The following is a 26,858-nucleotide window of genomic DNA, read 5'->3' on the forward strand; positions in this document are numbered from 1 at the left end:
CGATATGCCAATTCCCGACACGTTAGGAAACCCCATGAGCATCGGCTCTCAAATAGCATGGGACGATACGGTCCTGCCTTTCCAACTGGATGCCTCTGACATCCGGGGGCGCGTCGCGCGCCTTGACGGGGTGTTGGAAAACGTACTGAAGCAACACGACTATCCACCCCTGATCGAAGGACTCGTGGCCGAGATGGCCCTGCTGACGGCCTTGATCGGGCAAACGATCAAGCTGCGTTGGAAGCTGTCGTTGCAGGTGCGCGGCAATGGCGCGGCCCGGATCATCGCGACCGACTACTATGGTCCAACCGAAGACGGTAAACCAGCACGGATGCGGGCCTATGCCAGCTTTGATGCGGAACGTCTGGATCATGATGCGGATCCGTTCAGCCAGATCGGCGACGGATACTTTGCCATTCTCATCGACCAAGGCGAAGGCACTGCACCCTATCAGGGCATCACGCCCATTGCCGGTGGATCACTCGCGGCCTGTGCAGAGACTTACTTTGCCCAGTCGGAGCAGATTCCGACGCGGTTTTCGCTGACCTATGGGCGCAGTACATTGCCGGGCGAAGGCGAGCATTGGCGGGCCGGTGGCGTGATGCTGCAGCATATGCCCAAGGCCTCGCCTCATGTGGCTGCCGACGGCGGAACGGGTGAAGGTGGCTTGCTTGAAGCGTCCGACATTCTGGATGCGGATGAAGGTGAAAACTGGACCCGCGCCAACACGCTGCTCGACACCGTCGAAGAGATAGAGTTGATCGGCCCGTCCGTTCAACCGACCGAGTTATTGGTGCGCCTGTTCCACGAAGAGCAGCCGCGCGTCTTTGACCCGCAACCGGTGACGTTTGGATGCAGCTGTTCGGATGATCAAGTGCGGCAAAGCCTGTCGATCTATTCGGCCAAGGACATTGCCCATATGACCACAGACGAAGGCATCGTCACTGCCGATTGTCAGTTCTGCGGTGCGCATTACGAATTTGCGCCGCACACGCTGGGGTTTGAGGCGACAGGTGACGGGGCCTGATCTTGAAGGTCGCCTGAAAGGGGCGTTGTCCGCACCGGGCCGCGCCTCTTCTGACTATGACCTCAATAGCGATATCGCCTTGCCAGCGGCCCGCAAGCTGACACCTGCGTCGGTGTTGATCGGGGTGCGAGCGGTCAGTGGGCAGGTTGTGTTGACCAAACGCTCTGCCCGGCTGAAGCATCATCCAGGACAGATCGCGTTTGCCGGTGGCAGGCAAGACCCCGAAGACAGTGATGCGACTGCCGCCGCCCTGAGGGAAGCACGGGAAGAGATTGGCTTGAACCCTGACCAAGTGCGTGTCCTTGGCACTTTGCCGCCGCATGAAACCGTGACCCGCTATCAGGTGACGCCAGTGGTTGCGTTGATCGAGGGTGACTTTGACCCGATCCCTGAAGAGGGAGAAGTCAGCGAAGTGTTCGAGGTTCCAATCGCCCATGTCACCGACCCTTTAAATTATCTGATCCAATCCCGTCATTGGCAGGGTCGGGCGCGCTACTACTACACCGTACCCTTTGGGCCCTATTACATTTGGGGCGCGACGGCGCGTATCCTGCGCAGTCTGGCGGATCGGATGTCATGACCCGGATCACTGCGCCTTGGCTGACCGATGCAGCTTCACAGCAGGTTTGCAAAATGCTGGCAGACGCTGGATTTCAGGCGTTGTTTGTAGGCGGCTGCGTGCGTAACGCTCTGCTTGATGTGCCAGTCAGTGATTTGGATATTGCAACCGATGCCTTGCCGGAACAGGTGATGGACCGCGCCGATACGGTTGGACTGCGCGCTGTGCCAACAGGTATCGAACACGGGACCGTAACAATCATTTGCGACGGCGTTCCGTTTGAGATCACGACCTTTCGAAAAGATGTTGAAACCGATGGCAGGCGGGCTGTGGTCGCCTTTTCCAAGAATATCGCCGACGATGCCCGGCGGCGCGATTTTACGATGAACGCGCTATATGCTGGGGCTGATGGTCAAGTGCAGGACCCACTGGGTGGCCTGCCTGACCTGCAAGCTGGTCGAGTCCGATTCATTGAAGATGCCGACCGCCGCATTGCCGAAGATTACCTGCGCATCCTGCGGTTCTTTCGGTTCACGGCATTTTACGCGGACCCAACGCAGAGGATTGATGCGGATGGCTTGGCCGCCTGTGCAGCAGGCGTTGACGGGTTAGACAGCCTTTCTGCTGAACGGATCGGGCAGGAGATGCTCAAACTGTTATCCGCGCCTGACCCGTCACCAGCGGTGGCTGCGATGGCGTCTAGCGGAGTCTTGTTGCGCGTCTTGCGGGGCGCCTCGACCGAGGTGCTGCCAGTTCTGGTACATGTCGAACAAGGCATTGATGCCCCGCCCGACCCGATCCGTCGACTTGCGGCGATGGGTGGCGACACCGAACGGTTGCGCCTTTCAAAGAACCAAGCCAATCGGTTGGGCTTGATCCAAAGCGACACCGCCCCGAAAGAACTGGCATACCGTCACGGTGCAGACGTCGGTCTTGATCGCCTGATGGTATGCGCGGCAAGCACCGGTCAAACCGTGACGCGGGCCAAGGCAAAATCAATCGCATTTGCTGCGACCCAGACGTTCCCCATATCGGCTTCCGATCTGATGCCGGGTCTAAGCGGTTCGGCATTGGGCCAAGCGTTGCAAGCGGCAGAGGCGCGATGGATCGCGTCGGACTTTACCTTGACCAAGGACGAGTTGCTTGCCTGATCTTGCACTGATCGGCTTTGTCTTCTTTGGCCTGTTTTCGCCGGGTCCAAATGTCATCCTGCTTACGGCGTCTGGTGCACGTTTTGGGGTCCGGGCAACTGTACCGCACATCTTAGGCGTGGCGCTGGGCGTTGGGATCACAGCCGCCGTCACCGGCTTTGGCGTCGGTGTTGTGTTGCAAGCGGCACCGGTTCTGACAATTGCTCTGAAAATCGCGGCTTGCGCTTGGATTTTACTGATGGCCAATCGGCTATGGCACGCCCGGCCTGCCGATGTTGACGATTCAGACCGACCTTTCACGCTGGTCGAGGCGATCCTGTTCCAATGGGTCAACCCAAAGGTCTGGGCAGTGGCGCTTTCGGCAACCGCCTATATCGCAGATGAGCCACCTTTGGTGCAGGCGCAGATTCTCTCGGTCACATTCGCCAGCCTCAATCTGGCAGTCTGCACATTCTGGACATTTGCCGGGCACCTGCTGTCACGCTTGTTGCAAACGCCTGCGTTGTGGCAAGTATTTATGCGGATCATGGCCGTTGCATTGATCGTTTTCTCAGTGCTGGTTTTCCTCTGATCTGATCCACGCTATATGAGGTGTCTGAATGGCAGAGGCCTCTCCCCCGTGTTTCGATATTTCGAAAGCCTCGTCGATCCCTATACGCCGTATGAGGAGACCGACCACCCGCCGCAGAAACTTGCCCCGTTTCTGCGCCAATACGCGCGGCCATTTCAAAAGATCTTTGTCTGGACGGCACTGACGTCGATCATCATCGCAGCGATCGAGATTTGGCTGCTGTATTACATGGGGCAGCTTGTCGATACACTGGGTGATGTCGAACCAGGCAAATTCTGGGCCGAGAACGGGTGGGAACTGGCGCTGGTTGCCCTGTTCATGTTAACGCTGCGGCCTGCAGTGCAGGCGGTTCAGGTGGCGTTGTTGAACAATACCATCTTGCCGAATTTTGGCGCCGTTGTCCGCTGGCGGTCCCACCGGCAAGTGCTGCGCCAGTCTGTGGGTTGGTTTGAAAATGACTTTGCCGGGCGCATCGCAAACCGGGTCATGCAGACGCCGGGGGCGGCAGGCGAAGCCGTCTTTCAGGTCTTTGATGCCATTACTTTTGCCATCGCCTATCTCATCGGTGCGGCGATCCTTTTGTCGAACGCGGACGCCCGGTTGCTGATTCCAATGTTGTTCTGGCTGGTGCCTTATCTGGTGCTGTTGCGCTGGGTGATCCTCAGGATTGCGCCCGCGTCCAAGGCCGCTTCAGATGCGCGCAGCGCGGTGACTGGCCGGGTTGTGGACAGCTACACCAACATCCATGCGGTCAAGATGTTTGCCCACCACGACCGCGAATTGGCCTATGCAAAAGACGCTATTGAAACTGTTCGCCAGACCTTCATGCGCGAGATGCGCCTCTATTCCATCATGGATATTGCGCTGATCCTGCTGAACGGGATTCTTGTGCTTGGCGTTGTCGGCTGGGCGATCTGGCTGTGGTCCACCAATGCGGCCACCGTTGGCATAGTTGCCGCCGCTGCAGCGATGACACTGCGCCTGAACGGGATGAGTGGTTGGATCATGTGGGCGGTTTCCAATTTCTACCAAAACCTCGGGATCGTGTCCGAGGGGATGGAGACCATCGCGCAGCCGATCACGCTGGTTGATAAGCAGGCAGCGACCGCATTGAACGTTTCCAAAGGCCAAATCAGGATCGAAGGTCTGTCGCATCATTATGGCAAGCAAACCGGAGGTTTGGATCAGATTGATCTGACCATTGAACCCGGTCAAAAGGTGGGGCTGGTTGGCACGTCTGGTGCCGGGAAATCGACCCTGATCAAACTCATCCTGCGGTTCTACGATTCCGAGCGCGGGCGCATCATGATCGACGATCAGGACGTTGCGGGCGTGACCCAGGACAGCCTGCGCAGCGCCATCGGGATGGTGCAACAAGACAGTGCATTGCTGCACAGGTCCGTGCGCGACAATATTCTTTATGGGAGCCCGGATGCGTCAGAGGACCAGATGATTGCCGCCGCCAAACAGGCGGAGGCCCATGATTTCATTCTGGAACTGGAGGATAATGAGGGTCGCAAAGGCTATGACGCGAAAGTGGGCGAACGCGGCGTAAAGCTGTCGGGCGGCCAGCGTCAGCGCATTTCGCTGGCGCGTGTGATCCTGAAAGATGCACCGATCCTGATCCTGGACGAAGCGACCTCGGCCCTCGACTCAGAGGTGGAAGCGGCGATCCAATCGACGCTCCGCGGTATGATGGAGGGCAAGACAGTGATCGCAATTGCCCACCGCTTGTCGACCATCGCGCAAATGGATCGGATCATCGTGATGGAACAGGGTCGGATCATCGAAGACGGCACCCATGACAGCCTGCTGGCAGCCGATGGTCAATATGCGCGGTTCTGGGCCCGGCAATCGGGCGGGTTTCTGGGACACGACCGGGCGGCGGCAGAATGAAGCAGCTGTCAGAACTGATCGATTCCTTTGCACCGGCTGATGGTCCTCCGCCCAACCGGTTAGTGCCTTTCATGCACTGGGCCTTTTCAGGGTCGTTCAAATACATCGGTGTCGGTGCGATCTTTTCCACATTCGGTGGCGCGATTGAGGTCGCGTCGGCCCTGATCCTTGGCCTTGTTATTGACGCTGCCCTTGCCGGTGATCCTTCTGCGTTCTTTTCCCAGAATGTGGGTCTAATGCTGGGTGTTGCGGCCTTTTTCATGCTCTTGCGTCCGGTCATCCTCGGTGCGTCAGGCGTGCTGCAATCGGTCGTTGTTGCTCCGGCCTTGATGAACCAGATTATGACACGGCTGCATCGTCACACGTTGGGTCAGTCGGTCAGTTTCTTTGACGACGATTTTGCTGGTCGCATCGCGACAAAACAGGGGCAAGCGGCCCGCGCTGGTACAGATCTGGTTGTGGAAATGATCCACACTGTTTTCTTTGCGCTGGCATCGCTCATTGGGTCGGTTCTCTTGATGCTGACGCTCGATGTTCGCTCTGCGGGATTGTTGGCGATTTGGGTCGTCGCCTATGTCGCGATGATCCGCTTTTTCATGCCGCGCATCCGCGTCCGGTCCAAGGCCAGGGCGGCAAAACGCGCAATGGTGACAGGGCAAATCGTGGACACGATCACGAATATCAAGACGGTCAAACTGTTCGCCCATGCACAATACGAGGATCAGGCCGCGCTGCGTGCACTGGATGATCTGCGGCAAGTCTCGGTCCAGTTTGGCTGGATGGCCGCGTCGTTCCGGTTCTGCCTGATGACCTTGGCGGGGGCGCTGCCGCTGATCTTGACCGGAGCAACGCTCTACTTCTGGACCACGGGCGCGGCCAGCGCCGGTGATATCGCCGTGGCGGGCACGATTGGATTGCGGCTTGCGCAAATGACCGGTTGGGTCAGTTTCACACTGATGGGAATGTACGCCAACGTGGGCGAACTTGAGGACGCCATTCGCACCCTTTCGCCGGCGCATGGTTTGGTTGATGCGCAGAATGCTGGCACGCTGACTGTTACCGATGGCGCAATTAGAATGGACGATGTTTTGTTCACCTACGGCGGAGGGAATGGCGGTTTGAATGGTGTGTCGCTCCATGTCAAACCGGGTGAAAAGCTGGGGATCGTTGGTGCCTCTGGTGCCGGTAAATCGACCTTGGTCGCCTTGCTCTTGCGGCTTTATGATGCCGAGACCGGGCGCATCCTGATTGACGGGCAAGATGTTTCGCAAGTGACACAGGAAAGCCTGCGGCGGCAGATCGGGATGGTCACGCAGGAAACAGCGATGTTCAACCGCTCTGCCCGAGACAACATTCTTTATGGCCAACCCGATGCAGAAGACGCAGCGGTCTATGATGCCGCGCGACGGGCCGAGGCCGATGATTTCATCCGTGACCTGCGCGATTTTGCTGGCCGCGAAGGGTACGAGGCCCATCTGGGTGAACGTGGCGTGAAGCTGTCTGGCGGCCAGCGACAACGGATCGCTATCGCGCGGGCCATCCTGAAAGATGCGCCTATTCTGGTGCTGGACGAAGCTACGTCGGCGCTTGATTCCGAAGTGGAGGCGAGCATTCAATCAGCTCTTGATAGCGTCATGGAAGGGAAGACCGTGATCGCGATTGCGCACCGCCTGTCCACACTTAATCAGATGGACCGGATCGTGGTGCTCGACGAAGGCCGCATTGCAGAACAGGGCACACATGCCGATCTGCTGGCACAGGGCGGGCTCTATGCCCGCTACTGGAATAGGCAGTCGGGTGGATTCATCAATATCAAGGACGCTGCCGAATAGATGTCTGTGACCGTCGAAAGCCTGACCCATCTTGGCATGGGCCGCACCGATCAGGGTGACTTTGTCCCGCGTGTTCTACCGGGCGAGCAGATTGAGGTGGCCGATGATGCGGTCAGGGTGCTGACGCCGTCGGTTGTACGTGTCGCGCCGCCATGTCGCCATTTCAAAAGCTGCGGCGGATGCGCGATGCAACACGCAGCGGATGATTTTGTAAGCGATTGGAAGCTTTCGATCGTGCAAAAGGCGCTGGCCGCGCATGGGTTGGCGCCCGATTTTCTGCCAGTTCATACCTCTCCGCCAAGGTCGCGCCGCCGTGCAAAGCTTGCGGGCAAACGCACCAAAAAGGGGGCAATGGTGGGTTTTCATGGGCGCGGGTCGGATACCCTGATCCAGGTGCCCGATTGTCAATTGTTGACGCCAGCGCTGGTGGCGCTTTTCCCTCAGCTAGAACAACTGACGGTCATCGCGGCGTCCCGCAAAGCCGAGATCGCGTTGACCGTCACCGATAGCGTGGCAGGCGCAGATATCCACATCGGAACAGAGCTGCCCCTGACGCCGGATCTACGCATCAAGCTGGCGAGTTTTGTCCAAGGCAAACCCGTCGCGCGACTGACGTGGATGGATGAACCCGTTGTCACAATGCATCCACCACATCAGACTTTTGGCGCAGCAGATGTCACGCCGCCGCCTGGCGCGTTTCTGCAGGCCACCGCTGATGGTGAAGCGGCCCTTTTGAAGGCCGTGCAAAACGCAGTCGGCAGTGCAAGTCGCATCACTGACCTTTTTGCCGGTTGCGGTACCTTCACTCTACCACTTGCTGAACGCGCAGAGGTCCACGCCGTTGAAGGCGAAGATGCGATGCTCGCAGCGCTTGATCGCGGCTGGCGCAATGCGCAAGGTCTTAAACAGGTCACCACCGAGACACGTGATCTGTTCCGCCGCCCACTGGAACCTGATGAGTTCCGCCATGTTGAGGCCGTCGTCATCGACCCGCCACGCGCCGGTGCCGAGGCGCAGATGAAGCCGCTTTCGCAAAGCGATGTGCCACGTATCGCGATGGTGTCATGCAATCCGGTCACTTTTGCCCGCGACGCCGCAACCTTGGTGCATGCGGGTTTTGCTTTGGACTGGGTTCAGGTGGTGGATCAGTTCCGCTGGTCCACCCATGTCGAGGTCTCGGCACAATTCACACGTCCGTGATGACCTACGCGCACTGATTGCTACCTTGGGCGGCTGTTTTGTTGTATGAACATGCCAAATCGGCAAAGACCGGGGCAGGACAGTGCAGTTTTTTTCAAGACGTTTCATGCTTTTGGGCGCGGTTTCCGCGCTCGTGACGGCGTGTACACCATCGAAGTTCAGGCGTTACAACGGACCGGAAGTCACCCGCATTCAGGTGTTCAAGGGCGCGCGCGTGATGCAGCTTTTGCACAACGATACGCAGCTTGCCGCCTACCGCTTTGAGCTTGGCTTCTCGCCCGAAGGTCACAAAGAGATCGAGGGCGACGGGAGAACACCAGAAGGTGCCTACCGGATCGACAGACGCAATCCTGCGAGCCGCTTTCATCTGTCACTTGGAATTTCTTACCCCAATGCCGATGATATCGCGAAGGCCAAGGCAATGGGTCACAGCCCAGGCGGCGACATTTTCTTTCACGGCACGCCTGACGAATATGTCGGCGAAAGCGATTGGACCTGGGGGTGTATCGCGGTGACCAATGAAGAGATGGAAGAGATGTACGCGATGGTGAAGAACGGCACCCTCGTCTACATTTACCCTTAGTTCGTCACTGCAGGCGTTGTGAAAGGGCTGGATGACGGGATTGGCTGGGTCAGTGCGGGGTCGCTGCCCATTGTCAGCGTCCACCACAGCTTGCCCGCAGGCTCTTGAAACCAGGCAAACCCCATGCGCCGCGCTTGCGCATCAAGCACAACGGCACGGGTATCCGGTTGGCGCATCCATGCAGCCAAGGTCTCAAGCTCTGTCTCGTAGCTTTCGGAAATGTTCTCACCGGTTACGCGACCCCGGAATCCGACGCGCCGCGCACGGTCAAGTGGCGATGATCCGTCAGACCCAAACAGCCAAGGGCGGTTCTGGATCGACATATCGCGTGCATGAGTTGCGGCAGCGGCATTCAGTTGGGAATCAAGCGCCACCGGCGGCACACCCGCCGCCCCGCGCAGTGTGTTAATGCTATCGAGCATCCGAAACTGGATGTCGTCGGTGTCTTCCGGTCCAATGTTGTAGACTTGCGGCAACGGCAGCCCATCGGGACCAATCCGGTCGGATGTATTTCCCGCGCATCCTGCAAGACCAAAGGCGCCCAGCCCCATCAACACTTCACGTCGCAACATTGCCTGATCCACCTTTAACTTTCGCCTGTCTTAGCGTTTTGGGCGCGGCACATCAAACACACATCGGCAATGGCCTGCCGTTCTGACATATCTTTGATTTGCGGGGCGCAGGGCAAGTGCTTAGATGACCGCAAACCGATATCCGCCGAAAGGATTGTGTGATGAACGAGGACAAAAAGAGCAACTTGTCACGCCGTGGCTTCTTGGCCGCCTCTGCTGCCGTTGTGGGCAGTGGTGCAGTGGCCCAGACCGCAGGCAGCACCGAGGTTGAGGGCGACATCAGCGGCGCTGTGCAGCGCAACATCTCAAGCTTTCGCTCGCTGGATTGGCAGCCCTATTTCAGCAGCCTGAAAGGTGGTGCGATCCTATGTGACTTGCAAAGTCGCGCGCTGCATTTCTGGTCCGAGGATCAATCAATCTACAAGCTGTATCCCACATCAGTTCCGCTGACCGAGGATCTCACTCGCAAAGGCCGGACTGAAGTGATCCGCAAGGTGGAAGGACCCGATTGGCGCCCAACCCCGTCGATGCGCGAACGCAATCCAGAGTGGCCCGAATACATTGGCCCCGGACCAGACAATCCGCTGGGCACGCACGCGCTTTATTTGTCGTGGCAGTATTACCGCATCCACGGCACGCACGATACGCGCAAGATTGGGCGGCGGTCATCAAATGGCTGCATCGGGCTTTACAATGAACATATCGCCGAACTTTTTTCGATGACCGGTGTCGGCACGCAGGTCCTGCTGATCTGAGCCGTTAAGGCGACTCCACCTTTTTGGGTTCCAGCGCGCCTGACAGTGCCATGCTGATTAAGACCAGCGGCAGGCCTACACCGAAGGTCCAGCGCAGGCCGAAGTGCTCTGCGACAAAGCCCAGCAATGGCGGGCCGAGAAGAAATGCGACAAACGAAAACTGTGCCAAAGCTGCCACATTGACAGCGGCGGGGCGGTCGCTGCGCTGCGCGGCAGCTGACATGGTCAGCGGGAACATCACGCTTGTGCCCGCCCCAATCAGGCCGAACCCGATCAATCCGACCACCGGATGCCAGGCAATAAAGACCGCGACCACACCCAGCGCCATCATCGCCTGCATAGTGCGCGCAACCCGCACAGGGTTGAACCGATCGACAAAACGGTCAGCGAAATAGCGTACCACCGCCTGGGACAGCGCCGCTGCAGCAATGGCAAGGCCACCCATGAAAGGTGCGGTCGCAAAGACAGACACCATGTAGATTGCCGACCAATCAATCGAAGCACCTTCAAGCAGCATCGCTGAGATTGAGATCCCAACCAGCACCAAAATCGCACGGCTTGGCCGCGCAAAGGTTGGCGCATCGCCATTGGTATCTGTTCCGCGTTTCGAAGCCGGCTGAAAGTCGGACAACAGAAGCCAAATCGCCCCTGTGACCAAAGGCACAACAAGTATCATGTGAAGCTGCGGCGAAATACCTATCTGGGCCATCAGCGCACCAAAGATACCTGCGCCAAAGAACCCGATGCTCCAAAACGCATGGGCGCGGTTCATGATCCGGCGGCCAAGCTCGGCCTCTGTCCGGTCAGCCTCCACGTTGATGACAATCTCAAGCGCGCCGATGGTTAACCCAGCTGGGATCAACAAGAGGAACAGCGCAACGGGCCCCGGTGCGAAAATTGCAATCGCAAAAAGCACCGATTGTGCAGGCGTCAGCCACAACACTGTGCGTCGATGACCCAATCGTTCGACAACAGAGGCACCAAACGTCAAGGCGATCAGCGTGCCAAGCGCCAAGCCCATCAGGGCAAGACCCAATGCACCCTCTTCAATGCCCATTTGGTCCTTTACGGCGGGTAGGCGTGGGTAGATTTGACCAAGTCCGAAGGCATATATCGCAAACGACGCAAAAACACGTTGATGCGGGGCAAGGTGGGACGAGAGCGTCATGGGAAGACCCTTCAAATTTCGGTAGTAACTTGCATAAACGTGCAGAACGTGCAAGACATCATTGCACTTCGAAAGGGCCACAATGCTGACTGCCCAGCGCAAACAGATCATCCAAAGCGAACTTGACCGCGCAGGCCGCGTCATCGCGCGAGACCTTGCGCAGCGATTTGACCTGTCAGAGGATACGATCCGACGTGACTTGCGACAGATGGCATCGGCGGGCCTGTGTCAGCGGGTTTATGGCGGGGCTGTTGCGCCCTCGGCCGGTAAACTGGCGGTACGGCACGATCATCTTTCGGCAGAAAAGACCCGGTTGGCGCAGACGGCGGTGACCCTATTGCAGCCGGGGCAAACGGTGATGATCGACGCTGGCAGCACCAACACCGCGATTGCGCGCGCTCTCCCAACAGACATGAATCTGACCATTGCTACCAACGCGCCAGATATTGCACATTTGCTGACCGGGCGCAGCGATCTGCGGCTTATCATGTTGGGTGGGAACTATCACCCCGGCCTAGGCGCTTGCCTTGGCCGCGAGACCCGCGCCGCGATCACAAATCTGCAGGCCCATTGGCTGTTTCTGGGTACTTGCGGGCTGGATGCCGATGCTGGCGTCACGGCGTTTGACGCAGGCGAGGCGGAAGTCAAAGCCACCATGGCAGCCTTCAGCGATCAGGTCGCGATTGCCGTCACTGGGGAAAAGCTGGGAACTGCCGCGCACTTTCCGGTTTTACCGACCGAAAAGGTCCACAGCCTGATTGCAGAGGACCGATCGGCCCTAACCCCTTATCGTAAAAAGGGTTTGTCAGTGGTGACACCCGGTTAGCTGGGCATCCAGCCTGCCAAATTGCGGTCAATTACACCGCAAAGCGCGTCGATATGCGCAGCGTCGTCGTTGAGGCAGGGAATGTAGGTAAACTGCTCACCGCCTGCCTCTTCGAAGCTTTCCTTGATCTCTTCGTTGATCTCTTCCAGCGTTTCGATGCAATCGGCAGAAAAGGCCGGGGCGCAGACGGCGATGTTTTTGACGCCCTCCTCCTCCGCCAGACGCGCAACCTCTTGAACGGTATAGGGTTTCAGCCATTCCTCTGGCCCGAAACGGCTTTGGAACGTGGTCACGATCTGGGTGTCGTCCCAGCCCAACCGTTCCTTCAAAAGCCGCGTCGTTTTCTGACATTGGCAATGATAGGGATCACCTTCGCGCAGGTAGCGTTCCGGCACCCCGTGATAAGAGCAGATCAGCTTTTCCGGTTTGGTTTCAGCAGCTTGATAGGCTCGTTCGATGGATTGGGCGAGCGCGTCGATATAAGCCGGATCAGCATAGTAAGGTTCGACCGTGCGGGTAATCGGTTGCCACTTTTCTTCCATCAAGGCGCGAAAGAACTGGTCGTTTGCGGTGGCTGACGTCGCCCCGGCGTAGTGCGGATAGAGCGGGAAAAACAGGATCTTCTGGCAGCCCGCTTCGACCATTTCGCGGACCTTCGATTTGGTCGATGGGTTACCGTAGCGCATGCAAAAATCGACCCGCACATCATCACCATATCGCGCGGTCATCTGTTCCTTGATAGCGGCAGTCTGGGCCTTGGTGATGGTCAAAAGCGGGCTTTCATCAGCCTCTTCGTTCCAGATGGATTTGTAGGCAGCACCCGAGGAAAAAGGCCGTTTTGTCAGGATGATAAGCTGCAACAGCGGCTGCCAAAGCCAGGCGGAATAATCAACGACGCGCTTGTCTGACAGAAATTCATTCAGGTAGCGACGCATCGACCAATAGTCGGTTCCATCAGGCGTCCCAAGGTTCGCCAAAAGGATGCCGATCCGCGCGGGTTTGATCGCCGGATGATCCGCCGGGGCATGCATCGGACACGTCGCAGGACGCTCTTGAGTGGTGTCGTCGAACATCGTCATGCTCCGTTCCATATCCCGCCCAAGTCGCGGTTCCTAGTGTTTACGATACGCATCATGATTTGGATGTGTTTGGGTCGTGTTCCGGCACACCCAAGGCATCGGCGAGCCGCGCCTTCGCACTTCCGGGGCGCAGCGGTTTGGGCTGGCTTTCGGCAGGGGCCCAGCCGGTCAGGTTTACGACATCGAAGGTGGCCAAATAGCGTGCACAATCCATGCACATTGTATGCACATAGAAGTCTTGCAATTTGTTAACCAGTTCACGGCGGGTGAAGGATCTTAACCGATCTGACAGGGCATTCGTTTCACCCATGGCGCGCAGATCGCGCATCAGATGCAGCGGAGATTCGTATTCCACCGGAACAGTCACAGAATCTGCAACCGGTAGCGCAAAGCCCGCCCGCTGCAGCAAACCGCCTAGATCGCGGATCTCTGCCATTGGCGCGATGCGCGGGGACAATCCGCCGGTTACGGCCACCTCTGCCTGGGCCAAAGCGGTCCGAAGCTCTGTCAGGGTTTCACCGCCAAAGAGGGTGCCAATGAACAAACCATCGGGGCGTAGCGCGCGGCGGCACTGGACCAGTTGGCCGACCAGATCATTGGCCCAATGCAGCGTTAGCGCATGGATCACGAGGTCAAACCGCGCCTGTTCAAGGTTCAGCACGTCATCGTCCGCAATAATCCGCGCATCTGGAAACCGCGATATCCAAACCTGCGGCCAAGGCGTGACAATCGCGATGTCGGTAAAGGTTCTGTTAACCTCTTGTAGTCTTTCATTAACCTCGTCTGCCACCCATTCGTGCAGGAACAACGCCGGGTTTTTGGCGGCGCGTTTGCGGTGTGCCAAAAGGGCGGCGCGGTCGGTCAAGGGAGGCGGGGCGGACATGCACCCCATTTAGGAGGGTTCGATGGCAATGCAAAGTCTGATCCGCGCAATCTACCCGCCGCAATGCGTCGGGTGCGAGGCCGCAGTCGAGTCCGAACATGGGTTGTGTGCGGATTGCTGGAAAGAGACGCGGTTCATTCAAGGGACCGTTTGCGACAGTTGTGGGGTACCGCTGCTTGGGGACGACACGAGCGAAGGTGTGCAGTGCGATGATTGCATGACCATAGCGCGACCTTGGGTCAAAGGCCGGTCGGCACTGCTGTATCGCGACAAGGGGCGGCGGTTGGTCCTGGCGTTGAAACATGGTGACCGGACCGATCTTGCGATTCCGGCGGCCCGCTGGATGGTTCGCTGTGCGGGCGACATTCTGGAAGGTGATCCGGTTTTAGTGCCTGTGCCGCTGCATTGGTCGCGGTTGCTTCGTCGGCGCTATAATCAGGCGGCGTTGCTGTCGCAACAGATCGGCAAGATCGCCGGTGTTACACATTGCGCCGATGCGTTGATGCGCCCGGTGAAAACCAAGTCGTTGGACGGGCACAGCAGGGATGCGCGGTTTGCCGCGCTAGAGAATGCAATCACGGATAACCCGCGCCGCGCCGTTTTGATGAAAGGGCGAAAGGTCGTTGTGGTTGATGATGTGATGACATCGGGCGCGACCTTGGCCGCCGCGGCAGAGGCGGCATTGCGCGCTGGCGCAGGGCAGGTCTGCGTTCTCACACTGGCGCGGGTGACCAAGGATGCCTAATTAGGGATCAACCGAAGTTGCCCGAGGATGCAGATATGCAGACCGTTGAAATTTATACCTCGCCCACCTGTGGCTATTGCCACATGGCCAAACGCCTTTTGACTGCAAAAGGCGTGTCGTTTCAGGAAATTGATGTTGTCCGTGATCCTGCCAAGCGGGCCGAAATGATGCAGCGCGCCAACGGCGGCCGCACTGTGCCGCAAATCTTTGTCGGTGCCACCCATGTGGGCGGCTACGACGACATGGCGGCGCTGGATCGTGCTGGCAAGCTGGACCCGCTTTTGGCGGCGTGAGGGTCGGACTGATCCAATTGTCGGTCGGTGATAACCCGGCCGACAACCTGACCACGACGCTGTCGCTGGTGAAGCAGGCAGCGGACCGCGGTGCGACGCTGATTTGCACGCCCGAGGTCACCAATGGCGTATCCTCCAGCCGCGCTTTGCAAGAGGCGGTATTAGCCCGCGAGGTGGACGACATAACCTTGGCGGGGTTGCGTGATACGGCCCGAACTCTGGGCGTTTGGATTGCCGTCGGATCGCTGGCATTGAAGACCGGAGATGCCGATGGGCGGTTTGCGAACCGGTCCATTGTGATCTCTGACCAAGGTGAGATTGTGGATCGCTATGACAAGATCCACATGTTTGACGTGCAGGTGTCCGAGACCGAGCAATTTCGGGAATCGGCAGGCTATAGGCCCGGATCGCGCGCTGTTGTTGCGAAAACCCCGCTGGCCACACTGGGCCTGACGGTGTGTTATGATCTGCGGTTCGCACAGCTTTACCGCGTGTTGGCGCAGGCTGGGGCAGAGGTGCTGCTGGTGCCGTCGGCATTTCTGCCAACCACCGGGGCCGCGCATTGGGAACCGTTGCTGCGGGCGCGGGCGATAGAAACCGGATGTTTTGTCGTCGCAGCGGCGCAGACGGGCACACATGCGATGACGGATCAGGGCAATGCGGGCCAGCCTCGCCAGACCTACGGGCATAGTATGGTGATTTCACCCTGGGGCAAGGTTTTGGCTGACGCGGGCGCGGCGGTAGGTGTGACGGTGGTTGATTTGGACCTTGCGGAAGTGGCACAAGCACGCAGCCGCCTTCCGTCGCTGTCGCATGACCGCCCGTTCACAGGACCCTGATGCCGGATTCGAACCAAAACCTTGCAGTTTCGCTGTTTTCAGAACTGTTGGCTGTGGATCAGCTAGCGCGGATAAGCGTGGCACGGGTTTTGCCCAAAGGGATGGAATTGTCGCATTTCATGGTGCTGAACCATTTGGCGCACAGCACGAACGAGAAATCGCCCGCGCAGCTTGCGCGGTCGTTTCACCTGACCCGTGGGGCGATGACGAATACATTGGCCAAGCTGGAGTGGGCGGGTTGGGTACATGTGCGGCCCGATTGGGATGATGCGCGGCGCAAGATGGTGTCAATCAGCCCTGCCGGGCTTTCCGCCCGCGATGCAGCTTTGGCGGCGATTGCGCCGATCATTTCCGATGTCGTCCACACCGTGGGCGAGGACCGCGTGAAGACGACTTTGCCCGTATTGCGGGCGCTGCGGTCAAAACTGTCCGAATAAGGGCGCAGATGCTGCGCCGGTTTTCATTTAGCAGCACGCGGTTTTAGATTTCAGATCAGGATGCAAGAGCCGTTGAGGTCTTTTTGACCTATTCGTTTGCTCCGCATGGTCGCTTTATACAGCGACCGCTTTGACCTCTTCCCGCGCGCCACCTATCAGGGCTTCACCTCATTGAATGGGAAGACTATGGCACTTACGGACCCAGATCGGCTATTTCCTGTTGACCCTCGGCAACGCGATCTTGCGCGCAGCCTGTATCAATCTGCTGCAGACCTTCCGATCATCAGCCCGCATGGCCACTGCGATCCGCAATGGTTCGCCGAGAATGAGCGGTTCCCGAACCCTAGCGCCTTGTTCGTCATGCCAGACCACTATGTGTTTCGCATGTTGGTTAGTCAGGGCATACCGATGGCGGATCTGGGTGTTGCCCGCGCGGATGGCCGTCCGGTCGAGGCAGACCCGCGCAAAATCTGGCACCGTTTTGCAGCAAATTACCACCTGTTCCGCGGCACACCGTCCGCCATGTGGCTGGACCATTCGTTCGAACATGTCTTTGGCATTGATGCGGTGCTTGGGTCTGACACGGCGGACGCCATTTATGAACAGATCGAGGCGCAACTGGCCACAGATGCCTTCCGCCCCCGTGCGCTGTTTGATGCGTTCAATATCGCGGCTTTGGCGACAACCGAAGGGGCGTTGGACGATCTGCGATGGCACAAACAGATTGCTGAGAGCGGCTGGACTGGCCGGGTGATCACGACCTATCGGCCCGATGCTGTCGTTGATCCTGACTTCGAAGGGTTTCGTGAGAACCTTGTCACCTTTGCTGAATTGACTGGCGAAGACACCACAACCTGGTCGGGCTACCTTGCCGCGCACCGCCAACGGCGGGCGTTCTTTCAGGCACATGGTGCCACTGCGTCGGATCATGGGCACCCAAGTGCTACAACGGCAAACCTGCCCGCGCATGAGGCGGAGGCGCTGTTTGAGAAAATCGTTTCCGGAACATTCACCGCGCAAGAGGCTGACACCTTCCGCGGCCAGATGCTGACCGAGATGGCGAAGATGAGCCTTGAGGACGGGCTGACCTTGCAAATCCACGCAGGATCGCGCCGCAACCACAGCGCGTCGGTCTTTGCGGAATATGGACGGGACAAGGGTTTCGATATTCCGGGCCCGACCGACTATGTCAGTGCGCTGCAGCCGCTTTTGGATGCGGTCGGCATGGAACCCGATTTGACTGTGATCGTCTTTACTTTGGACGAAACAGCATATTCCAGAGAGTTGGCCCCGCTTGCTGGCGCATATCCTGCGCTGAAACTTGGCCCGCCATGGTGGTTTTTTGACAGCTACGAAGGCATCAAGCGGTTCCGCGAGGCGACAACGGAAACCTGCGGGTTCTACAACACCGCTGGCTTCAACGATGATACGCGGGCTTTCTGTTCTATTCCGGCCCGGCATGATGTGTCGCGCAGGTCCGACAGCGCCTATCTGTCAACGCTTGTGACAACGGGCCGCCTGCGTGAAGCTGATGCGTTTGAGGTCGCACAAGACCTCGCCTATGGCCTGGCCAAATCAGCCTACGGATTGTGAAGGGAAAGAGTCGGATGGCAGACTACGCACGCCTGACGCGCAGTGGCCCGCCGCCAAAAGTCGGGATTGTCCACCTTGGTCCTGGCGCGTTCTTTCGCGCGTTCAATGCCGTTTACACCCATGAAGCGATGGAAACGGACAAGGGTGATTGGGGTATTCTTGCTGTCAGCCTGCGCAGCCCGACAGCGCGCGATCAACTTAACCCGCAAGGTGGCACCTATACGGCTGTCACCTTGGGTGGGCAGGGAATGGTGCCAAAGCAGATTGAGTCCATTGCCGGGGTTCTGGTCGCGCCAGAGGACCCGAAAGCCGTCGTAGACGCCATGGCTGACCCCGCGGTTAAGATCGTATCACTCACGATCACCGAAAAGGGATATTGCCGGTCGCCGTCAACCGGGCGGCTTGATGAGACCCATCCTGATATCGCGCACGATCTGGCCGGGCTGGAGGCGCCGGTCTCGGCAATCGGATTCATTGTTGCGGCCCTTGCGGCCAGACGGAAGGCCGGAGTTGCGCCGTTCACTGTGCTGTCGTGTGATAACCTGCCGTCCAACGGTGCGTTGGTGCGGGACATCGTGCAGGCATTCGCCCGCCTGTTTGACGCTGATCTGGCAAGATGGATCGAAGAACATGTTGTGTTCCCATCGACGATGGTGGACCGGATCACACCGGCTACCACGCCGGATGACCGCAAGGTTTTGTCAGAGCTGACAGGGTATCAAGATGAGGCCTGCGTCTTTCACGAACCATTCCGGCAATGGGTGATTGAGGACAGGTTTCCCCAAGGCAAACCAGCGTGGGGCAAGGTAGGGGCCCAAATGGTGACGTCCGTCCACGCGCATGAAGTCATGAAGCTACGGTGCCTGAACGGGGCGCATTCCATGCTTGCCTATCTTGGCTATCTGGCTGGTTACGACACCATTGCAGAGACTGTTGCAGATCCGCATTTTGCGGCCCTGTGCCAAAACGTCTGGCGTGATGAGATCATTCCGACTGTCCCACAGCCTGACGGTGAGGACCTGACAGCCTATTGCGCGACGTTGATGGAACGTTTCAAGGACCCGGCGATCCGGCATCGGACATGGCAGATCGCGACCGACGGAAGTCAGAAACTGCCGCAGCGGATTCTTGGCACGTTCGCGGACAATCTGGCACAAGGCCGGTCCCCCAAGGGCCTTGCCCTCGCGGTAGCGGGGTGGATGCGTTACGTGGGCGGTGTCGACGAGAATGGGGGCGACATCGACGTCCGTGACCCGTTGGCCCAGACCCTGCGCAAAACGAGCGAAAGTGCGCAGTCTGCCACGGGGAAGGTTCAGGCCCTTCTGGACGTCGAAGATGTTTTTGCCCCGCGATTTGCGCAGGATGCACAGGTTCAACGGCTTCTTTCAGATGCCTACGACGATCTGGTCAACCTCGGCGCGAAGGCCGCCGTTCAGCGGGCCGCCAGCAATCCATAACTTTTTGAAGTCACTATAGAAAACTAAGCCGTGCCGCGCACCGGCCGATCATTTTTGATGTTGAAGATCATTCCATCCAGCAACTCTTCGAGGTCGGGGCGCGCGGCGGGACCGTTGGAAATGTCGACAAGCATCAAGGTTCCGTCTGGACGCAATCCAAACGCACCGGGCTCAGCGAAATTTTGCGTTGTCTCCGCCTCTGACAGAGGTGAAGAGACGTAAAGCCCAAGGTCACGCATCTGCGGTTCTGACAGCCCGTAGCACAGATCGAAATCCCAGCCGAATTCTGCAAGATCTGCTGCGGCTTTGTCTGCCGTATCCGCAGAGGCGACAACGATATCCATGTGCTCTGTCCAGTGGGACAATGCTGCGTTCAATTTGTTCAAGAAGCGTTTGCATCGAGGACAATGCCGACCGCGATAAATGAAAACCATGCTCCAACGGTCTTTTGTTCCGCCGATTGTTCGCGTCTGGTCTGAGCCGACCATGGGAAGTTCAATCGGCGCGACAGGAGCGCCAACGTTTGGTTTTTCATGTGACATGGTGGTGTGTCCTCTTTTGTCCGCCGACGACATCAGATTTATTGGAAATAGTCGGCATGGGTATTGTGAATTTCCGTGATGACCGGATCAAGACGGCCAATGTGCTTGCGCAATAGTGCGCGGGTGCGTGGTGCATCCCTTTGCATCAGTGCGTCTGAGATTTTGATATGTTCGGCCAAGACGTCTTCTCGTTCTTCGTCATGGGACAGGCTGAGCACGCACAGCCGGTCAACGTGACGCTTGCATGACTGGATCGTTTCAAAGGCAAGGGGGAGGCCGGCTTCTTCACAGATGAGTTTGTGAAAACCGTAGTCCAATTCATGAAACTTTGCCGTATTGGAATTTTCCAGCGCGGCCCTTTGCGCCTCGATGTTTTCCGCCAAGGCTGCTGCCTTGGCTTCGGTCCAAATTGCGCAGGCGCGCTCTGCCACTTCGAGCTCTACGGAGAGACGCAGGAAACGGGCGTTCTGAATTTCAGCCAATGAAAACCTGCGCACGACGGTGGCGCGCTGGGGGCGGATGCTGAGCAAATTCAAATTGCCCAGACGCCGAAAAGCGTCGCGGATTGGCTGGCGGGAAACACCGAACCGTTTGGCGACCTCGGCTTCGGAAATCTTGGTGCCGGGCAAAAGGGTCAGCGAGACAATCTCTTCAAAGAGATGGTCAAAGACCACGTCGGCTGTCGAGCGAGTCCCGTCAAGTACCGTGTAATCGTTCATCTTGTGTCCTTTTCCAAACCACCGCTGGGACGTGCGCAGAACGTGTAGTCGAGAGTGGTTCTACTAACAAACCATAACACGCTTGACAATTCTAGGATACTAGTCCTCCATTAGCGACATGGCTATACAAGCGCACCGCCGACGTTATGGCCCAATCTGGTGCAGTCTGACACTTAGGAGGATCAGTCTGTTTTGGATTGTTGAGGCATGGGGAGAGACGAGGATTAAATTTCACGTTCAGAACGTCAGGGGCGGCAAGCATTGCCTGCAACCGAGCCCGTTCTAACCCGCGCCAAATTAATCATTCAGGGAGAAACCAATGAACAAGATAATGTCTAAAACACTTCCAGCGGTCGCAACCGCCTTGGCACTTTGCGCGACGGCTGCCGTTGCCGAAGATTGGCGCGCATGGAACATCCACGTTGACGGCCATCCAAATACGGCCGCAATGGACCGTTTTGCCGAACTGGTTTCTGAAAAGACCGGCGGCGAAGTCACCATCGAAGTTTTCCACGGCGGTGTGCTGGGCAGCCAGCCGGATGCACTGGAACAAGTGCAGCTTGGCGCGATTGATATCGGGAACTTCAACCTTGGTCCTGTTGGTCCAATCGTGAAAGAAGCGAACCTTGTGTCCTTGCCGTTCATCTTCCGCGACGTAGACCACATGTTCCGTGTTTTGGATGGCCCTGCAGGTGACAAAGTTGCAATGGCCATGGGTGAAGCGGGCATTCTGCCAATCGGTTGGTTCGACGCAGGCGCGCGGTCCTTCTACAACAACACCGGCCCGATCAATTCGCCTGATGATGTTGCGGGCATGAAGATTCGTGTGATGAACAACGACCTGTTCACCGGCATGGTGAACGCGATGGGCGGTAACGGTACACCAATGGCCTTTGCAGAGGTTTACCAGTCGCTGAGCACGGGTGTTGTGGATGGTGCAGAAAACAACCTGCCATCGTTCCAATCCGTTGGCCACTTTGAGGTTGCAGGTTACTATTCAATGTCAGAGCACCTGATCATTCCAGAATGCATCTGCGTGAACACGGCCAAGTTCAACGCGCTGTCCGCAGACATGCAGGCCGCTTTGGTCGCAGCCGCAGAAGAAGCGTCGGTTTTCCAGCGTGAGCTGTGGGCAGAGCAGACCCAAGCCAGCCGCGAAGCGGTTGAAGCCGCTGGTGTCAAGATCAACGAGATTGCCGACAAGGGCCCGTTCCAGGCTGCGATGGCACCTGTGTACGCAGACTACCTTGCTGCGAACCCAGATATGACCGAATTGGTCGAACTGGCACAATCCACCGAGTGATCAAAATAATATAAGAAATAATGACGTCCGGCCTGTAGGCTGGGCGTCATTCACATGGAAGGGTGGGGCATGAGCAGCTCTGACAACAAACTAACCGGGCTGGGGCCGATCGATGCGCTTTTTCGCGGCATCGTTACGGTGTGTCGGGTCATTGCGGGATGCGCCCTTGTGCTGCTGACTGTCTTGCTTGGCTATCAGGTGTTCGGACGATACGTCCTGAACGATACGCCAACATGGGTTGATCCGCTTTCCCTTCTTTTGATCATGCTGATTGCGTTTCTGGGCGCGGGCATTGGCGTCTACGAGCACACCCATCTTGCCGTCGTGATGTTGCGCCAAATGGTCACCGCACGGGTGCGCATGGTTATGGTGTTTTTCACCGATCTGGTCATGGCGGTCTTTGGCGGCCTGATGATCTGGTATGGTGCGTCGTTGACCATGTTCAAATGGAAAACCGCGATCCCGTTGATTGGTTTGCCCGAGGGGCTCCGGTCGCTTCCGCTGACGATTTGCGGTGGCATGGTTTTGATCTTTTCGCTGGGCCATCTGGCACGGCTGCTTTTGGGGCGCGATACGCGCGCCGATAGTGTCGAATAGGGACCTTTAGATGGGACTTGCGCTTCTTTTGGGGGTTTTCACCCTCTGTGTTGCCTTCGGAACACCGGTGGCCTTCGCTTTGGGCATCTCTGCGATTGCCGCGTTCTGGTTCGAAGGCTTGCCTTTGGTTGTTGGATTCCAGCGGATCATCTCGGGCATCAATGTATTTTCGTTGCTGGCGATACCGTTTTTCATTTTCGCAGGTGAGCTGATGTTCCATGGCGGGATCGCCATGCGTCTGGTCAAGTTTGCCCAAGCTGCCGTTGGGGCGGTGCGTGGTGGTCTTGGTATCGTCAACGTGTTTTCCTCTATGTTGTTCGGGGGTATCTCGGGGTCGGCGATTGCCGATATCTCGGCTCTTGGTTCGATCCTGATCCCGGTGATGAAGGACAAGGGGTACGACGCGGACTATGCGGTGAACGTCACCGTGACATCGTCAATCGCTGGCATCATCATTCCGCCCAGTCACAACATGATCATTTACTCGATTGCGGTAGGCGCCGGCAGTGGCATGTCGATTTCGAGCCTGTTTCTGGCTGGCGTTGTGCCCGGTGTCCTGATGTGCGTTTGCCTCGCGCTTGCGGCTTATCTGGTCGCCGTCAAGCGCGGGTACAGCGCAGAGCGGTTCCCCGGATGGGAAGCGCTGATGTATGCCTTTTTCGGGGCCATTCCCGGATTGATGACCGCTGTTATCATCGTGGGCGGTGTTCTGTCCGGCGTGTTCACGGTGACGGAATCCGGTGCGTTCGGGGTGATCTATGCGTTTCTTGTGACGCTGATCGTCTACCGTTCTCTTACTTGGGAAAACTTCAAGATTGCGGTCAACCAGTCTGTCAAAACCACAGCGATGGTGATGATCCTCATCGCGTGTGCGGCGGCCTTTGCCTATATGCTGACCTACTACCGCGTGCCGTCCATGATGGTTGGTTTCATGATGGGGCTGACGGAAAACCCGATCCTGATCCTTTTGATGATCAACGCAGTGCTGCTGTTGCTGGGGATGATCATGGATATGGCCGCGCTGATCCTGATCTGCACGCCGATCTTCTTGCCCGTTGCTATGGCGCTTGGCATGGATCCGGTCCAGTTCGGCATGGTCCTGCTGGTCAATCTTGGGCTTGGCCTGTGTACGCCGCCTGTCGGGTCGTGTTTGTTCGTGGGCTGCGCCGTCGGCAAATTGCCGATGGAGAAGGCCGTCAAGACGATCTGGCCGTTCTATCTGGCGATTTTCGTGGCACTGATGCTGATCACATTTATTCCGGCGATTTCCATGTGGCTGCCGGAAACGGTGAACCGGCTGCTCGCGGATGGCTAACTGAGCGCGGCGATAATCCCGCGCAATTCGGCCAGACCGCGTAAGCGCCCGATCAGGGTGTACCCGGGCTGAAATTCACGGTCGGTGTCATGCAACAGGGCATGGCCGTGATCGGCGCGGAACGGCAGGGTGGTGCCGCGTTCGGTTTGGGCCTGCAAAAGCTCGTCCACGACGGCCACCAAGTTCACATCCCCAGCCAGATGGGCGCTTTCAAGGAACGATCCGTCTGGTTGTTTGGCGACATTGCGCAGGTGCACAAAATGGATGCGCGCCCCAAAGGTCTGTGCGATGGCGGGCACGTTGTTGTCGGGATGCGACCCGAGCGACCCCGTGCAGAGCGTCAGCCCATTGGCGGGCGCGTCGAAGGCCTTCATGATCCAGTCTATATCATCTGCAGTCGAAACGATGCGGGGCAGGCCCAATATATCGCGAGGCGGATCATCGGGGTGAATGCACAGATGGACGCCAAGCTCGGTCGCGGCTGGGATCACTTCCGACAAGAACCGTTTGAGGTTTGCACGTAGATCATCGTGAGTCAGGCCATCGTATGACTGCAGAACTGCCCGCAGGCCGTCGATGTCATAGGTGTCCACGGCACCCGGTAGGCCAGCCATGACAACCGCAAGAAGCACGTCACGTTCTTGCTGGGTGCTGTGTTCGAACCAGTTCTGCCCGACTGCCAAAGCGGCTGCATCATAATCATCCTGCGCTTCGTCCCGGCCCAGCATGTGAACCTCGAACGCGGCCATCTTGGCGGCGGAAAACAGCAGACCTGTCCCGCCCCCCGGAACAGGCGCCGCCAAATCTGTGCGGGTCCAGTCGAGGATCGGCATGAAGTTATAGCAAACCGTCTTGATGCCTTCGGCCGCAAGGTTGGCAAGGCTTTGGCGATACCGGTCGAACAGACCGCTGAGATCACCCGCACCGCGTTTGATGTCTTCGTGAACCGGCAGGCTTTCGACCACGTCCCAGGTCAGGCCGGCGCGCTCAATCTCGGCCTTGCGGGCGGCAATGGCGTCGCGGGGCCAAACCTCTCCATAAGGGATCGCGTGCAGGGCGCTGACGATGCCTTGCGCACCTGTTTGGCGGACCTCGGCCAGCTCAATCGGATCAAATTCTCCAAACCAACGCCATGTTTCCCGCATCAGCAATCTCGCTTTCTTCCAAGTTTTGACGTGGCCAAGATGTTTGGGTTGGACACAGGATTACCGTTTCACGTGGCAGACGGCAGGGGCAGTGCCTTTGGATCCACCGGGACGAGGGCCCCGCGATGGGCGATCACAACCCGCGACAGCGCGCAGGCTGCTTCGATCCCGCTTTTCAGCGATGCCCCAGCCGCACGCGCCGCGAAGATGCCCGCGTTAAAGCTGTCCCCGGCGGCTGTGGTATCCACAACCGTATCAAGCGCGGCGACGGGTACTTCGCCAAACTGTCCGTTGTCTGCATAAAGAACCGCATCAGCCCCGTTCTTGACCACCACCGTTGTAGCGCCTGCATCGACGTAGCGTTGCGCTGTGGCCTGCGGAGATGCGTCATTGAACCAATCTGCTTCATCCTCGAACGAGGGCAACACCAAATCGCTGACGGCTGCTCCGCGCATGATCCCCGCTGTCATGTCTTTGCCCGATGACCAGAGTTTGGGTCGCAGGTTTGGATCAAAAGCGATGGTCTTTCCGGCGGCCCGCGCATCACCCAATGCTGCAAGCAAGGCTGCGCGGCCTTCTGGGGGCAGAACGCCAAGTGTGATACCCGAAAAGTAGATCAAATCCGCATCCGCCATCGCAGAGGCCAATGCTGCGGGATCATCCGCCAGCGTCCGCGCGGCCGATTGCCCACGCCAATAGGAAAAACTGCGTTCGCCGTCTTTCAATGAGATCATGTAAAGACCGACCGTCTTGTCCGGGGAGGTCTGGATATACCGGTCATTGATATTGCCGTCGCGCATGAAGGCGCGCATATCGCGAGAGATTTCGTCATCTCCGACAGCGGTAAAATAGGCCACCTGCGCGCTAGGTGCCAAACGCGCAAGATACCACGCTGTGTTCAGCGTATCGCCCGCAAATCCCAAACAGAACTGTCCGTCAGTTTCAGAGGGGGCCAATTCGGCCATGCATTCCCCAATGGCAAGAACGCGCATGTTTTTGCACCCTTTATGAAAAGACCATACCGCCGTTGATGTCGATATTTGTGCCTGTCATAAAGGCGCTGTCATCACATGCAAGGAACAGGATCAGGTTTGCCGTGTCTTCGACATGGCCTTGACGTTTCACCGGGGCGTTCGCCTCGAACCCGCGCCGCCCAGCATCGGGCGTGTGGATGTTATGGAAATCCGTGTCGATCATGCCGGGACACAGCGCATTGACCCGCACCTTTGGCCCGACCTCTTTGGCGAGGCCACGGGTCATTGTCATCACAGCCCCTTTGGACGTGGCATAGGCCACCGCACCCGGACCCCCGCCATCACGCCCGGCCTGACTGGCGATGTTGACGATCGCGCCGGTGTCCATATGTGCAAGGCAGGCCTTGGTCATCATAAAGATGCTGGTCAGGTTCAGTGCCATCACCGTGTTCCAGAACGCGACGTCCATCTCGGCCATGGTTTTGCGCGCAACAAGGCCGCCCGCGTTGTTGACCAACACATCGACGCCGCCGAAATTTTCAACTGCGGCACCAACAAGTGCATCGACACCGTCTTGCGTGTTCAGGTCGGCCTGCACAGCCACAGCTTTACCGCCAGCCTTTTCGATATCTGCGACGACGCTGTCGGCCCCGGTGGAGCTTTCAAAATAGCTGATCGCGACATTGGCCCCTTCTGAGGCCAGTTTACGGGCCGCAGCGGCCCCGATGTCGCGTCCGCCACCTGTGACGATGGCCGTTTTCCCGGCAAGTTTCATGGTCTGTCCTTTGTCGTTCGGC

General features: G+C 58.0%; 28 protein-coding genes. 19 read left to right on the plus strand and 9 right to left on the minus strand.

Annotated elements, in window-relative coordinates; translation table 11 throughout:
• Positions 1 to 34 precede the first annotated feature (34 nt).
• The 8 genes from hslO to AB3Y40_RS16010 all read left to right on the plus strand — a co-directional run bounded on the left by hslO (position 35) and on the right by AB3Y40_RS16010 (position 8,819).
• Positions 35 to 1,027 (plus strand): Hsp33 family molecular chaperone HslO, encoded by a 993-nt coding sequence (gene hslO / locus AB3Y40_RS15975; protein ID WP_369439875.1) that lies wholly within the window; start codon positions 35 to 37, stop codon positions 1,025 to 1,027.
• The gene (locus tag AB3Y40_RS15980; RefSeq protein WP_369439876.1) at positions 1,014 to 1,607 is read left to right on the plus strand and encodes a CoA pyrophosphatase; all 594 of its coding nucleotides are present in this window, start codon (positions 1,014 to 1,016) and stop codon (positions 1,605 to 1,607) included. Before hslO ends, AB3Y40_RS15980 begins: the two co-directional genes overlap by 14 nt.
• Complete coding sequence (locus tag AB3Y40_RS15985) at positions 1,604 to 2,737, plus strand: CCA tRNA nucleotidyltransferase (protein ID WP_369439877.1); 1,134 nt, start codon at positions 1,604 to 1,606, stop codon at positions 2,735 to 2,737. Before AB3Y40_RS15980 ends, AB3Y40_RS15985 begins: the two co-directional genes overlap by 4 nt.
• Entirely contained in the window at positions 2,730 to 3,308 is a 579-nt protein-coding gene (locus tag AB3Y40_RS15990; RefSeq protein WP_369439878.1) for a LysE family translocator, read from the plus strand. Before AB3Y40_RS15985 ends, AB3Y40_RS15990 begins: the two co-directional genes overlap by 8 nt.
• 48 nt (positions 3,309 to 3,356) lie before the next feature.
• Complete coding sequence (locus AB3Y40_RS15995) at positions 3,357 to 5,204, plus strand: ABC transporter ATP-binding protein (RefSeq protein ID WP_369439879.1); 1,848 nt, start codon at positions 3,357 to 3,359, stop codon at positions 5,202 to 5,204.
• Complete coding sequence (locus AB3Y40_RS16000; RefSeq protein ID WP_369439880.1) at positions 5,201 to 7,036, plus strand: ABC transporter ATP-binding protein; 1,836 nt, start codon at positions 5,201 to 5,203, stop codon at positions 7,034 to 7,036. The genes AB3Y40_RS15995 and AB3Y40_RS16000 overlap by 4 nt, the downstream gene beginning before the upstream one ends.
• A complete protein-coding gene (locus AB3Y40_RS16005; RefSeq protein WP_369439881.1) occupies positions 7,037 to 8,236 on the plus strand; it encodes a class I SAM-dependent RNA methyltransferase in 1,200 nt (399 codons plus the stop codon). It begins immediately after the preceding gene.
• 106 nt (positions 8,237 to 8,342) lie between these two features.
• On the plus strand, positions 8,343 to 8,819 hold the full coding sequence (locus AB3Y40_RS16010; RefSeq protein ID WP_369439882.1) for a L,D-transpeptidase family protein: 477 nt from the start codon (positions 8,343 to 8,345) through the stop codon (positions 8,817 to 8,819).
• On the opposite strand, the gene dalA is transcribed toward AB3Y40_RS16010, so the two are convergent.
• Complete coding sequence (gene dalA / locus AB3Y40_RS16015; RefSeq protein ID WP_369439883.1) at positions 8,816 to 9,391, minus strand: divisome-associated lipoprotein DalA; 576 nt, start codon at positions 9,389 to 9,391, stop codon at positions 8,816 to 8,818. The genes AB3Y40_RS16010 and dalA overlap by 4 nt on opposite strands.
• Before the next feature lie 161 nt (positions 9,392 to 9,552).
• Between dalA and AB3Y40_RS16020 the strand changes: the two genes are divergently transcribed.
• On the plus strand, positions 9,553 to 10,146 hold the full coding sequence (locus AB3Y40_RS16020; RefSeq protein WP_369439884.1) for a L,D-transpeptidase: 594 nt from the start codon (positions 9,553 to 9,555) through the stop codon (positions 10,144 to 10,146).
• A 4-nt stretch (positions 10,147 to 10,150) separates the two neighbouring features.
• Here the strand turns inward: AB3Y40_RS16020 and AB3Y40_RS16025 are convergent, their stop codons facing one another.
• Positions 10,151 to 11,314: an MFS transporter gene (locus AB3Y40_RS16025; protein ID WP_369439885.1), complete on the minus strand. Its 1,164-nt coding sequence runs from the start codon at positions 11,312 to 11,314 to the stop codon at positions 10,151 to 10,153.
• An 82-nt stretch (positions 11,315 to 11,396) separates the two neighbouring features.
• Between AB3Y40_RS16025 and AB3Y40_RS16030 the strand changes: the two genes are divergently transcribed.
• Positions 11,397 to 12,140 (plus strand): DeoR/GlpR family DNA-binding transcription regulator, encoded by a 744-nt coding sequence (locus tag AB3Y40_RS16030; RefSeq protein ID WP_369439886.1) that lies wholly within the window; start codon positions 11,397 to 11,399, stop codon positions 12,138 to 12,140.
• Here the strand turns inward: AB3Y40_RS16030 and hemH are convergent.
• Entirely contained in the window at positions 12,137 to 13,219 is a 1,083-nt protein-coding gene (hemH, locus tag AB3Y40_RS16035) for a ferrochelatase (RefSeq protein WP_369439887.1), read from the minus strand. The genes AB3Y40_RS16030 and hemH overlap by 4 nt on opposite strands.
• Positions 13,220 to 13,271: 52 nt before the next feature.
• The gene (locus tag AB3Y40_RS16040) at positions 13,272 to 14,102 is read right to left on the minus strand and encodes a methyltransferase domain-containing protein (RefSeq protein WP_369439888.1); all 831 of its coding nucleotides are present in this window, start codon (positions 14,100 to 14,102) and stop codon (positions 13,272 to 13,274) included.
• Between the two features lie 22 nt (positions 14,103 to 14,124).
• Between AB3Y40_RS16040 and AB3Y40_RS16045 the strand changes: the two genes are divergently transcribed.
• The 6 genes from AB3Y40_RS16045 (at position 14,125) to AB3Y40_RS16070 (ending at position 19,466) form a co-directional block, all read left to right on the plus strand.
• The gene (locus AB3Y40_RS16045; RefSeq protein WP_369439889.1) at positions 14,125 to 14,847 is read left to right on the plus strand and encodes a double zinc ribbon domain-containing protein; all 723 of its coding nucleotides are present in this window, start codon (positions 14,125 to 14,127) and stop codon (positions 14,845 to 14,847) included.
• Positions 14,848 to 14,882: 35 nt separating this feature from the next.
• Entirely contained in the window at positions 14,883 to 15,140 is a 258-nt protein-coding gene (grxC, locus tag AB3Y40_RS16050) for a glutaredoxin 3 (RefSeq protein WP_369439890.1), read from the plus strand.
• Positions 15,137 to 15,979, plus strand: a complete 843-nt coding sequence (locus AB3Y40_RS16055; protein ID WP_369439891.1) for a carbon-nitrogen hydrolase family protein — start codon at positions 15,137 to 15,139, stop codon at positions 15,977 to 15,979. The genes grxC and AB3Y40_RS16055 overlap by 4 nt, the downstream gene beginning before the upstream one ends.
• Positions 15,979 to 16,416 (plus strand): MarR family winged helix-turn-helix transcriptional regulator, encoded by a 438-nt coding sequence (locus tag AB3Y40_RS16060; protein ID WP_369439892.1) that lies wholly within the window; start codon positions 15,979 to 15,981, stop codon positions 16,414 to 16,416. Before AB3Y40_RS16055 ends, AB3Y40_RS16060 begins: the two co-directional genes overlap by 1 nt.
• 186 nt (positions 16,417 to 16,602) lie before the next feature.
• The gene (gene uxaC, locus AB3Y40_RS16065; RefSeq protein WP_369439893.1) at positions 16,603 to 18,009 is read left to right on the plus strand and encodes a glucuronate isomerase; all 1,407 of its coding nucleotides are present in this window, start codon (positions 16,603 to 16,605) and stop codon (positions 18,007 to 18,009) included.
• 14 nt (positions 18,010 to 18,023) lie between these two features.
• Positions 18,024 to 19,466: a mannitol dehydrogenase family protein gene (locus tag AB3Y40_RS16070; protein WP_369439894.1), complete on the plus strand. Its 1,443-nt coding sequence runs from the start codon at positions 18,024 to 18,026 to the stop codon at positions 19,464 to 19,466.
• A gap of 23 nt (positions 19,467 to 19,489) precedes the next feature.
• On the opposite strand, the gene AB3Y40_RS16075 is transcribed toward AB3Y40_RS16070, so the two are convergent.
• A complete protein-coding gene (locus AB3Y40_RS16075) occupies positions 19,490 to 20,041 on the minus strand; it encodes a redoxin domain-containing protein (protein WP_369439895.1) in 552 nt (183 codons plus the stop codon).
• Positions 20,042 to 20,046: 5 nt separating this feature from the next.
• Positions 20,047 to 20,727, minus strand: coding sequence for a GntR family transcriptional regulator (locus AB3Y40_RS16080; protein ID WP_369439896.1), 681 nt, complete (start codon positions 20,725 to 20,727; stop codon positions 20,047 to 20,049).
• 331 nt (positions 20,728 to 21,058) lie between these two features.
• Here AB3Y40_RS16080 and AB3Y40_RS16085 point away from each other — a divergent pair, with 331 nt between their 5' ends.
• The 3 genes from AB3Y40_RS16085 (at position 21,059) to AB3Y40_RS16095 (ending at position 23,942) form a co-directional block, all read left to right on the plus strand.
• Positions 21,059 to 22,030 carry a TRAP transporter substrate-binding protein gene (locus AB3Y40_RS16085; RefSeq protein ID WP_369439897.1) on the plus strand — a complete coding sequence of 324 codons (972 nt, stop codon included), beginning with the start codon at positions 21,059 to 21,061 and terminating at the stop codon, positions 22,028 to 22,030.
• A gap of 69 nt (positions 22,031 to 22,099) precedes the next feature.
• Positions 22,100 to 22,627, plus strand: coding sequence for a TRAP transporter small permease (locus tag AB3Y40_RS16090; protein WP_369439898.1), 528 nt, complete (start codon positions 22,100 to 22,102; stop codon positions 22,625 to 22,627).
• 10 nt (positions 22,628 to 22,637) lie between these two features.
• A complete protein-coding gene (locus AB3Y40_RS16095) occupies positions 22,638 to 23,942 on the plus strand; it encodes a TRAP transporter large permease (protein ID WP_369439899.1) in 1,305 nt (434 codons plus the stop codon).
• Here AB3Y40_RS16095 and uxuA read toward each other — a convergent pair.
• The 3 genes from uxuA to AB3Y40_RS16110 all read right to left on the minus strand — a co-directional run bounded on the left by uxuA (position 23,939) and on the right by AB3Y40_RS16110 (position 26,836).
• Positions 23,939 to 25,087: a mannonate dehydratase gene (gene uxuA / locus AB3Y40_RS16100; protein ID WP_369439900.1), complete on the minus strand. Its 1,149-nt coding sequence runs from the start codon at positions 25,085 to 25,087 to the stop codon at positions 23,939 to 23,941. The genes AB3Y40_RS16095 and uxuA overlap by 4 nt on opposite strands.
• Positions 25,088 to 25,155: 68 nt before the next feature.
• Positions 25,156 to 26,079, minus strand: a complete 924-nt coding sequence (locus tag AB3Y40_RS16105; RefSeq protein ID WP_369439901.1) for a sugar kinase — start codon at positions 26,077 to 26,079, stop codon at positions 25,156 to 25,158.
• A 13-nt stretch (positions 26,080 to 26,092) separates the two neighbouring features.
• Entirely contained in the window at positions 26,093 to 26,836 is a 744-nt protein-coding gene (locus AB3Y40_RS16110; RefSeq protein WP_369439902.1) for an SDR family NAD(P)-dependent oxidoreductase, read from the minus strand.
• Positions 26,837 to 26,858 lie beyond the last annotated feature (22 nt).

The sequence above is a fragment of the Yoonia sp. R2331 genome, from assembly GCF_041103235.1.
Lineage (GTDB): Bacteria > Pseudomonadota > Alphaproteobacteria > Rhodobacterales > Rhodobacteraceae > CANMYO01.

Coding starts and splice junctions, on each gene's coding strand:
- uxaC (WP_369439893.1), top strand. CDS start 16,603: ATGGCACTTACGGACCCAGATCGGCTATTTCCTGTTGACCCTCGGCAA.
- hemH (WP_369439887.1), bottom strand. CDS start 13,219: ATGACGATGTTCGACGACACCACTCAAGAGCGTCCTGCGACGTGTCCG.
- uxuA (WP_369439900.1), bottom strand. CDS start 25,087: ATGCGGGAAACATGGCGTTGGTTTGGAGAATTTGATCCGATTGAGCTG.
- AB3Y40_RS16095 (WP_369439899.1), top strand. CDS start 22,638: ATGGGACTTGCGCTTCTTTTGGGGGTTTTCACCCTCTGTGTTGCCTTC.
- AB3Y40_RS16110 (WP_369439902.1), bottom strand. CDS start 26,836: ATGAAACTTGCCGGGAAAACGGCCATCGTCACAGGTGGCGGACGCGAC.
- AB3Y40_RS16020 (WP_369439884.1), top strand. CDS start 9,553: ATGAACGAGGACAAAAAGAGCAACTTGTCACGCCGTGGCTTCTTGGCC.
- dalA (WP_369439883.1), bottom strand. CDS start 9,391: ATGTTGCGACGTGAAGTGTTGATGGGGCTGGGCGCCTTTGGTCTTGCA.
- AB3Y40_RS16075 (WP_369439895.1), bottom strand. CDS start 20,041: ATGTCGTCGGCGGACAAAAGAGGACACACCACCATGTCACATGAAAAA.
- AB3Y40_RS16070 (WP_369439894.1), top strand. CDS start 18,024: ATGGCAGACTACGCACGCCTGACGCGCAGTGGCCCGCCGCCAAAAGTC.
- AB3Y40_RS16105 (WP_369439901.1), bottom strand. CDS start 26,079: ATGCGCGTTCTTGCCATTGGGGAATGCATGGCCGAATTGGCCCCCTCT.
- hslO (WP_369439875.1), top strand. CDS start 35: ATGAGCATCGGCTCTCAAATAGCATGGGACGATACGGTCCTGCCTTTC.
- AB3Y40_RS16040 (WP_369439888.1), bottom strand. CDS start 14,102: ATGTCCGCCCCGCCTCCCTTGACCGACCGCGCCGCCCTTTTGGCACAC.
- AB3Y40_RS16090 (WP_369439898.1), top strand. CDS start 22,100: ATGAGCAGCTCTGACAACAAACTAACCGGGCTGGGGCCGATCGATGCG.
- AB3Y40_RS16085 (WP_369439897.1), top strand. CDS start 21,059: ATGTCTAAAACACTTCCAGCGGTCGCAACCGCCTTGGCACTTTGCGCG.
- AB3Y40_RS16010 (WP_369439882.1), top strand. CDS start 8,343: ATGCTTTTGGGCGCGGTTTCCGCGCTCGTGACGGCGTGTACACCATCG.
- AB3Y40_RS16000 (WP_369439880.1), top strand. CDS start 5,201: ATGAAGCAGCTGTCAGAACTGATCGATTCCTTTGCACCGGCTGATGGT.
- AB3Y40_RS15985 (WP_369439877.1), top strand. CDS start 1,604: ATGACCCGGATCACTGCGCCTTGGCTGACCGATGCAGCTTCACAGCAG.
- AB3Y40_RS16060 (WP_369439892.1), top strand. CDS start 15,979: ATGCCGGATTCGAACCAAAACCTTGCAGTTTCGCTGTTTTCAGAACTG.
- AB3Y40_RS16045 (WP_369439889.1), top strand. CDS start 14,125: ATGGCAATGCAAAGTCTGATCCGCGCAATCTACCCGCCGCAATGCGTC.
- grxC (WP_369439890.1), top strand. CDS start 14,883: ATGCAGACCGTTGAAATTTATACCTCGCCCACCTGTGGCTATTGCCAC.
- AB3Y40_RS16005 (WP_369439881.1), top strand. CDS start 7,037: ATGTCTGTGACCGTCGAAAGCCTGACCCATCTTGGCATGGGCCGCACC.
- AB3Y40_RS16025 (WP_369439885.1), bottom strand. CDS start 11,314: ATGACGCTCTCGTCCCACCTTGCCCCGCATCAACGTGTTTTTGCGTCG.
- AB3Y40_RS16030 (WP_369439886.1), top strand. CDS start 11,397: ATGCTGACTGCCCAGCGCAAACAGATCATCCAAAGCGAACTTGACCGC.
- AB3Y40_RS16080 (WP_369439896.1), bottom strand. CDS start 20,727: ATGAACGATTACACGGTACTTGACGGGACTCGCTCGACAGCCGACGTG.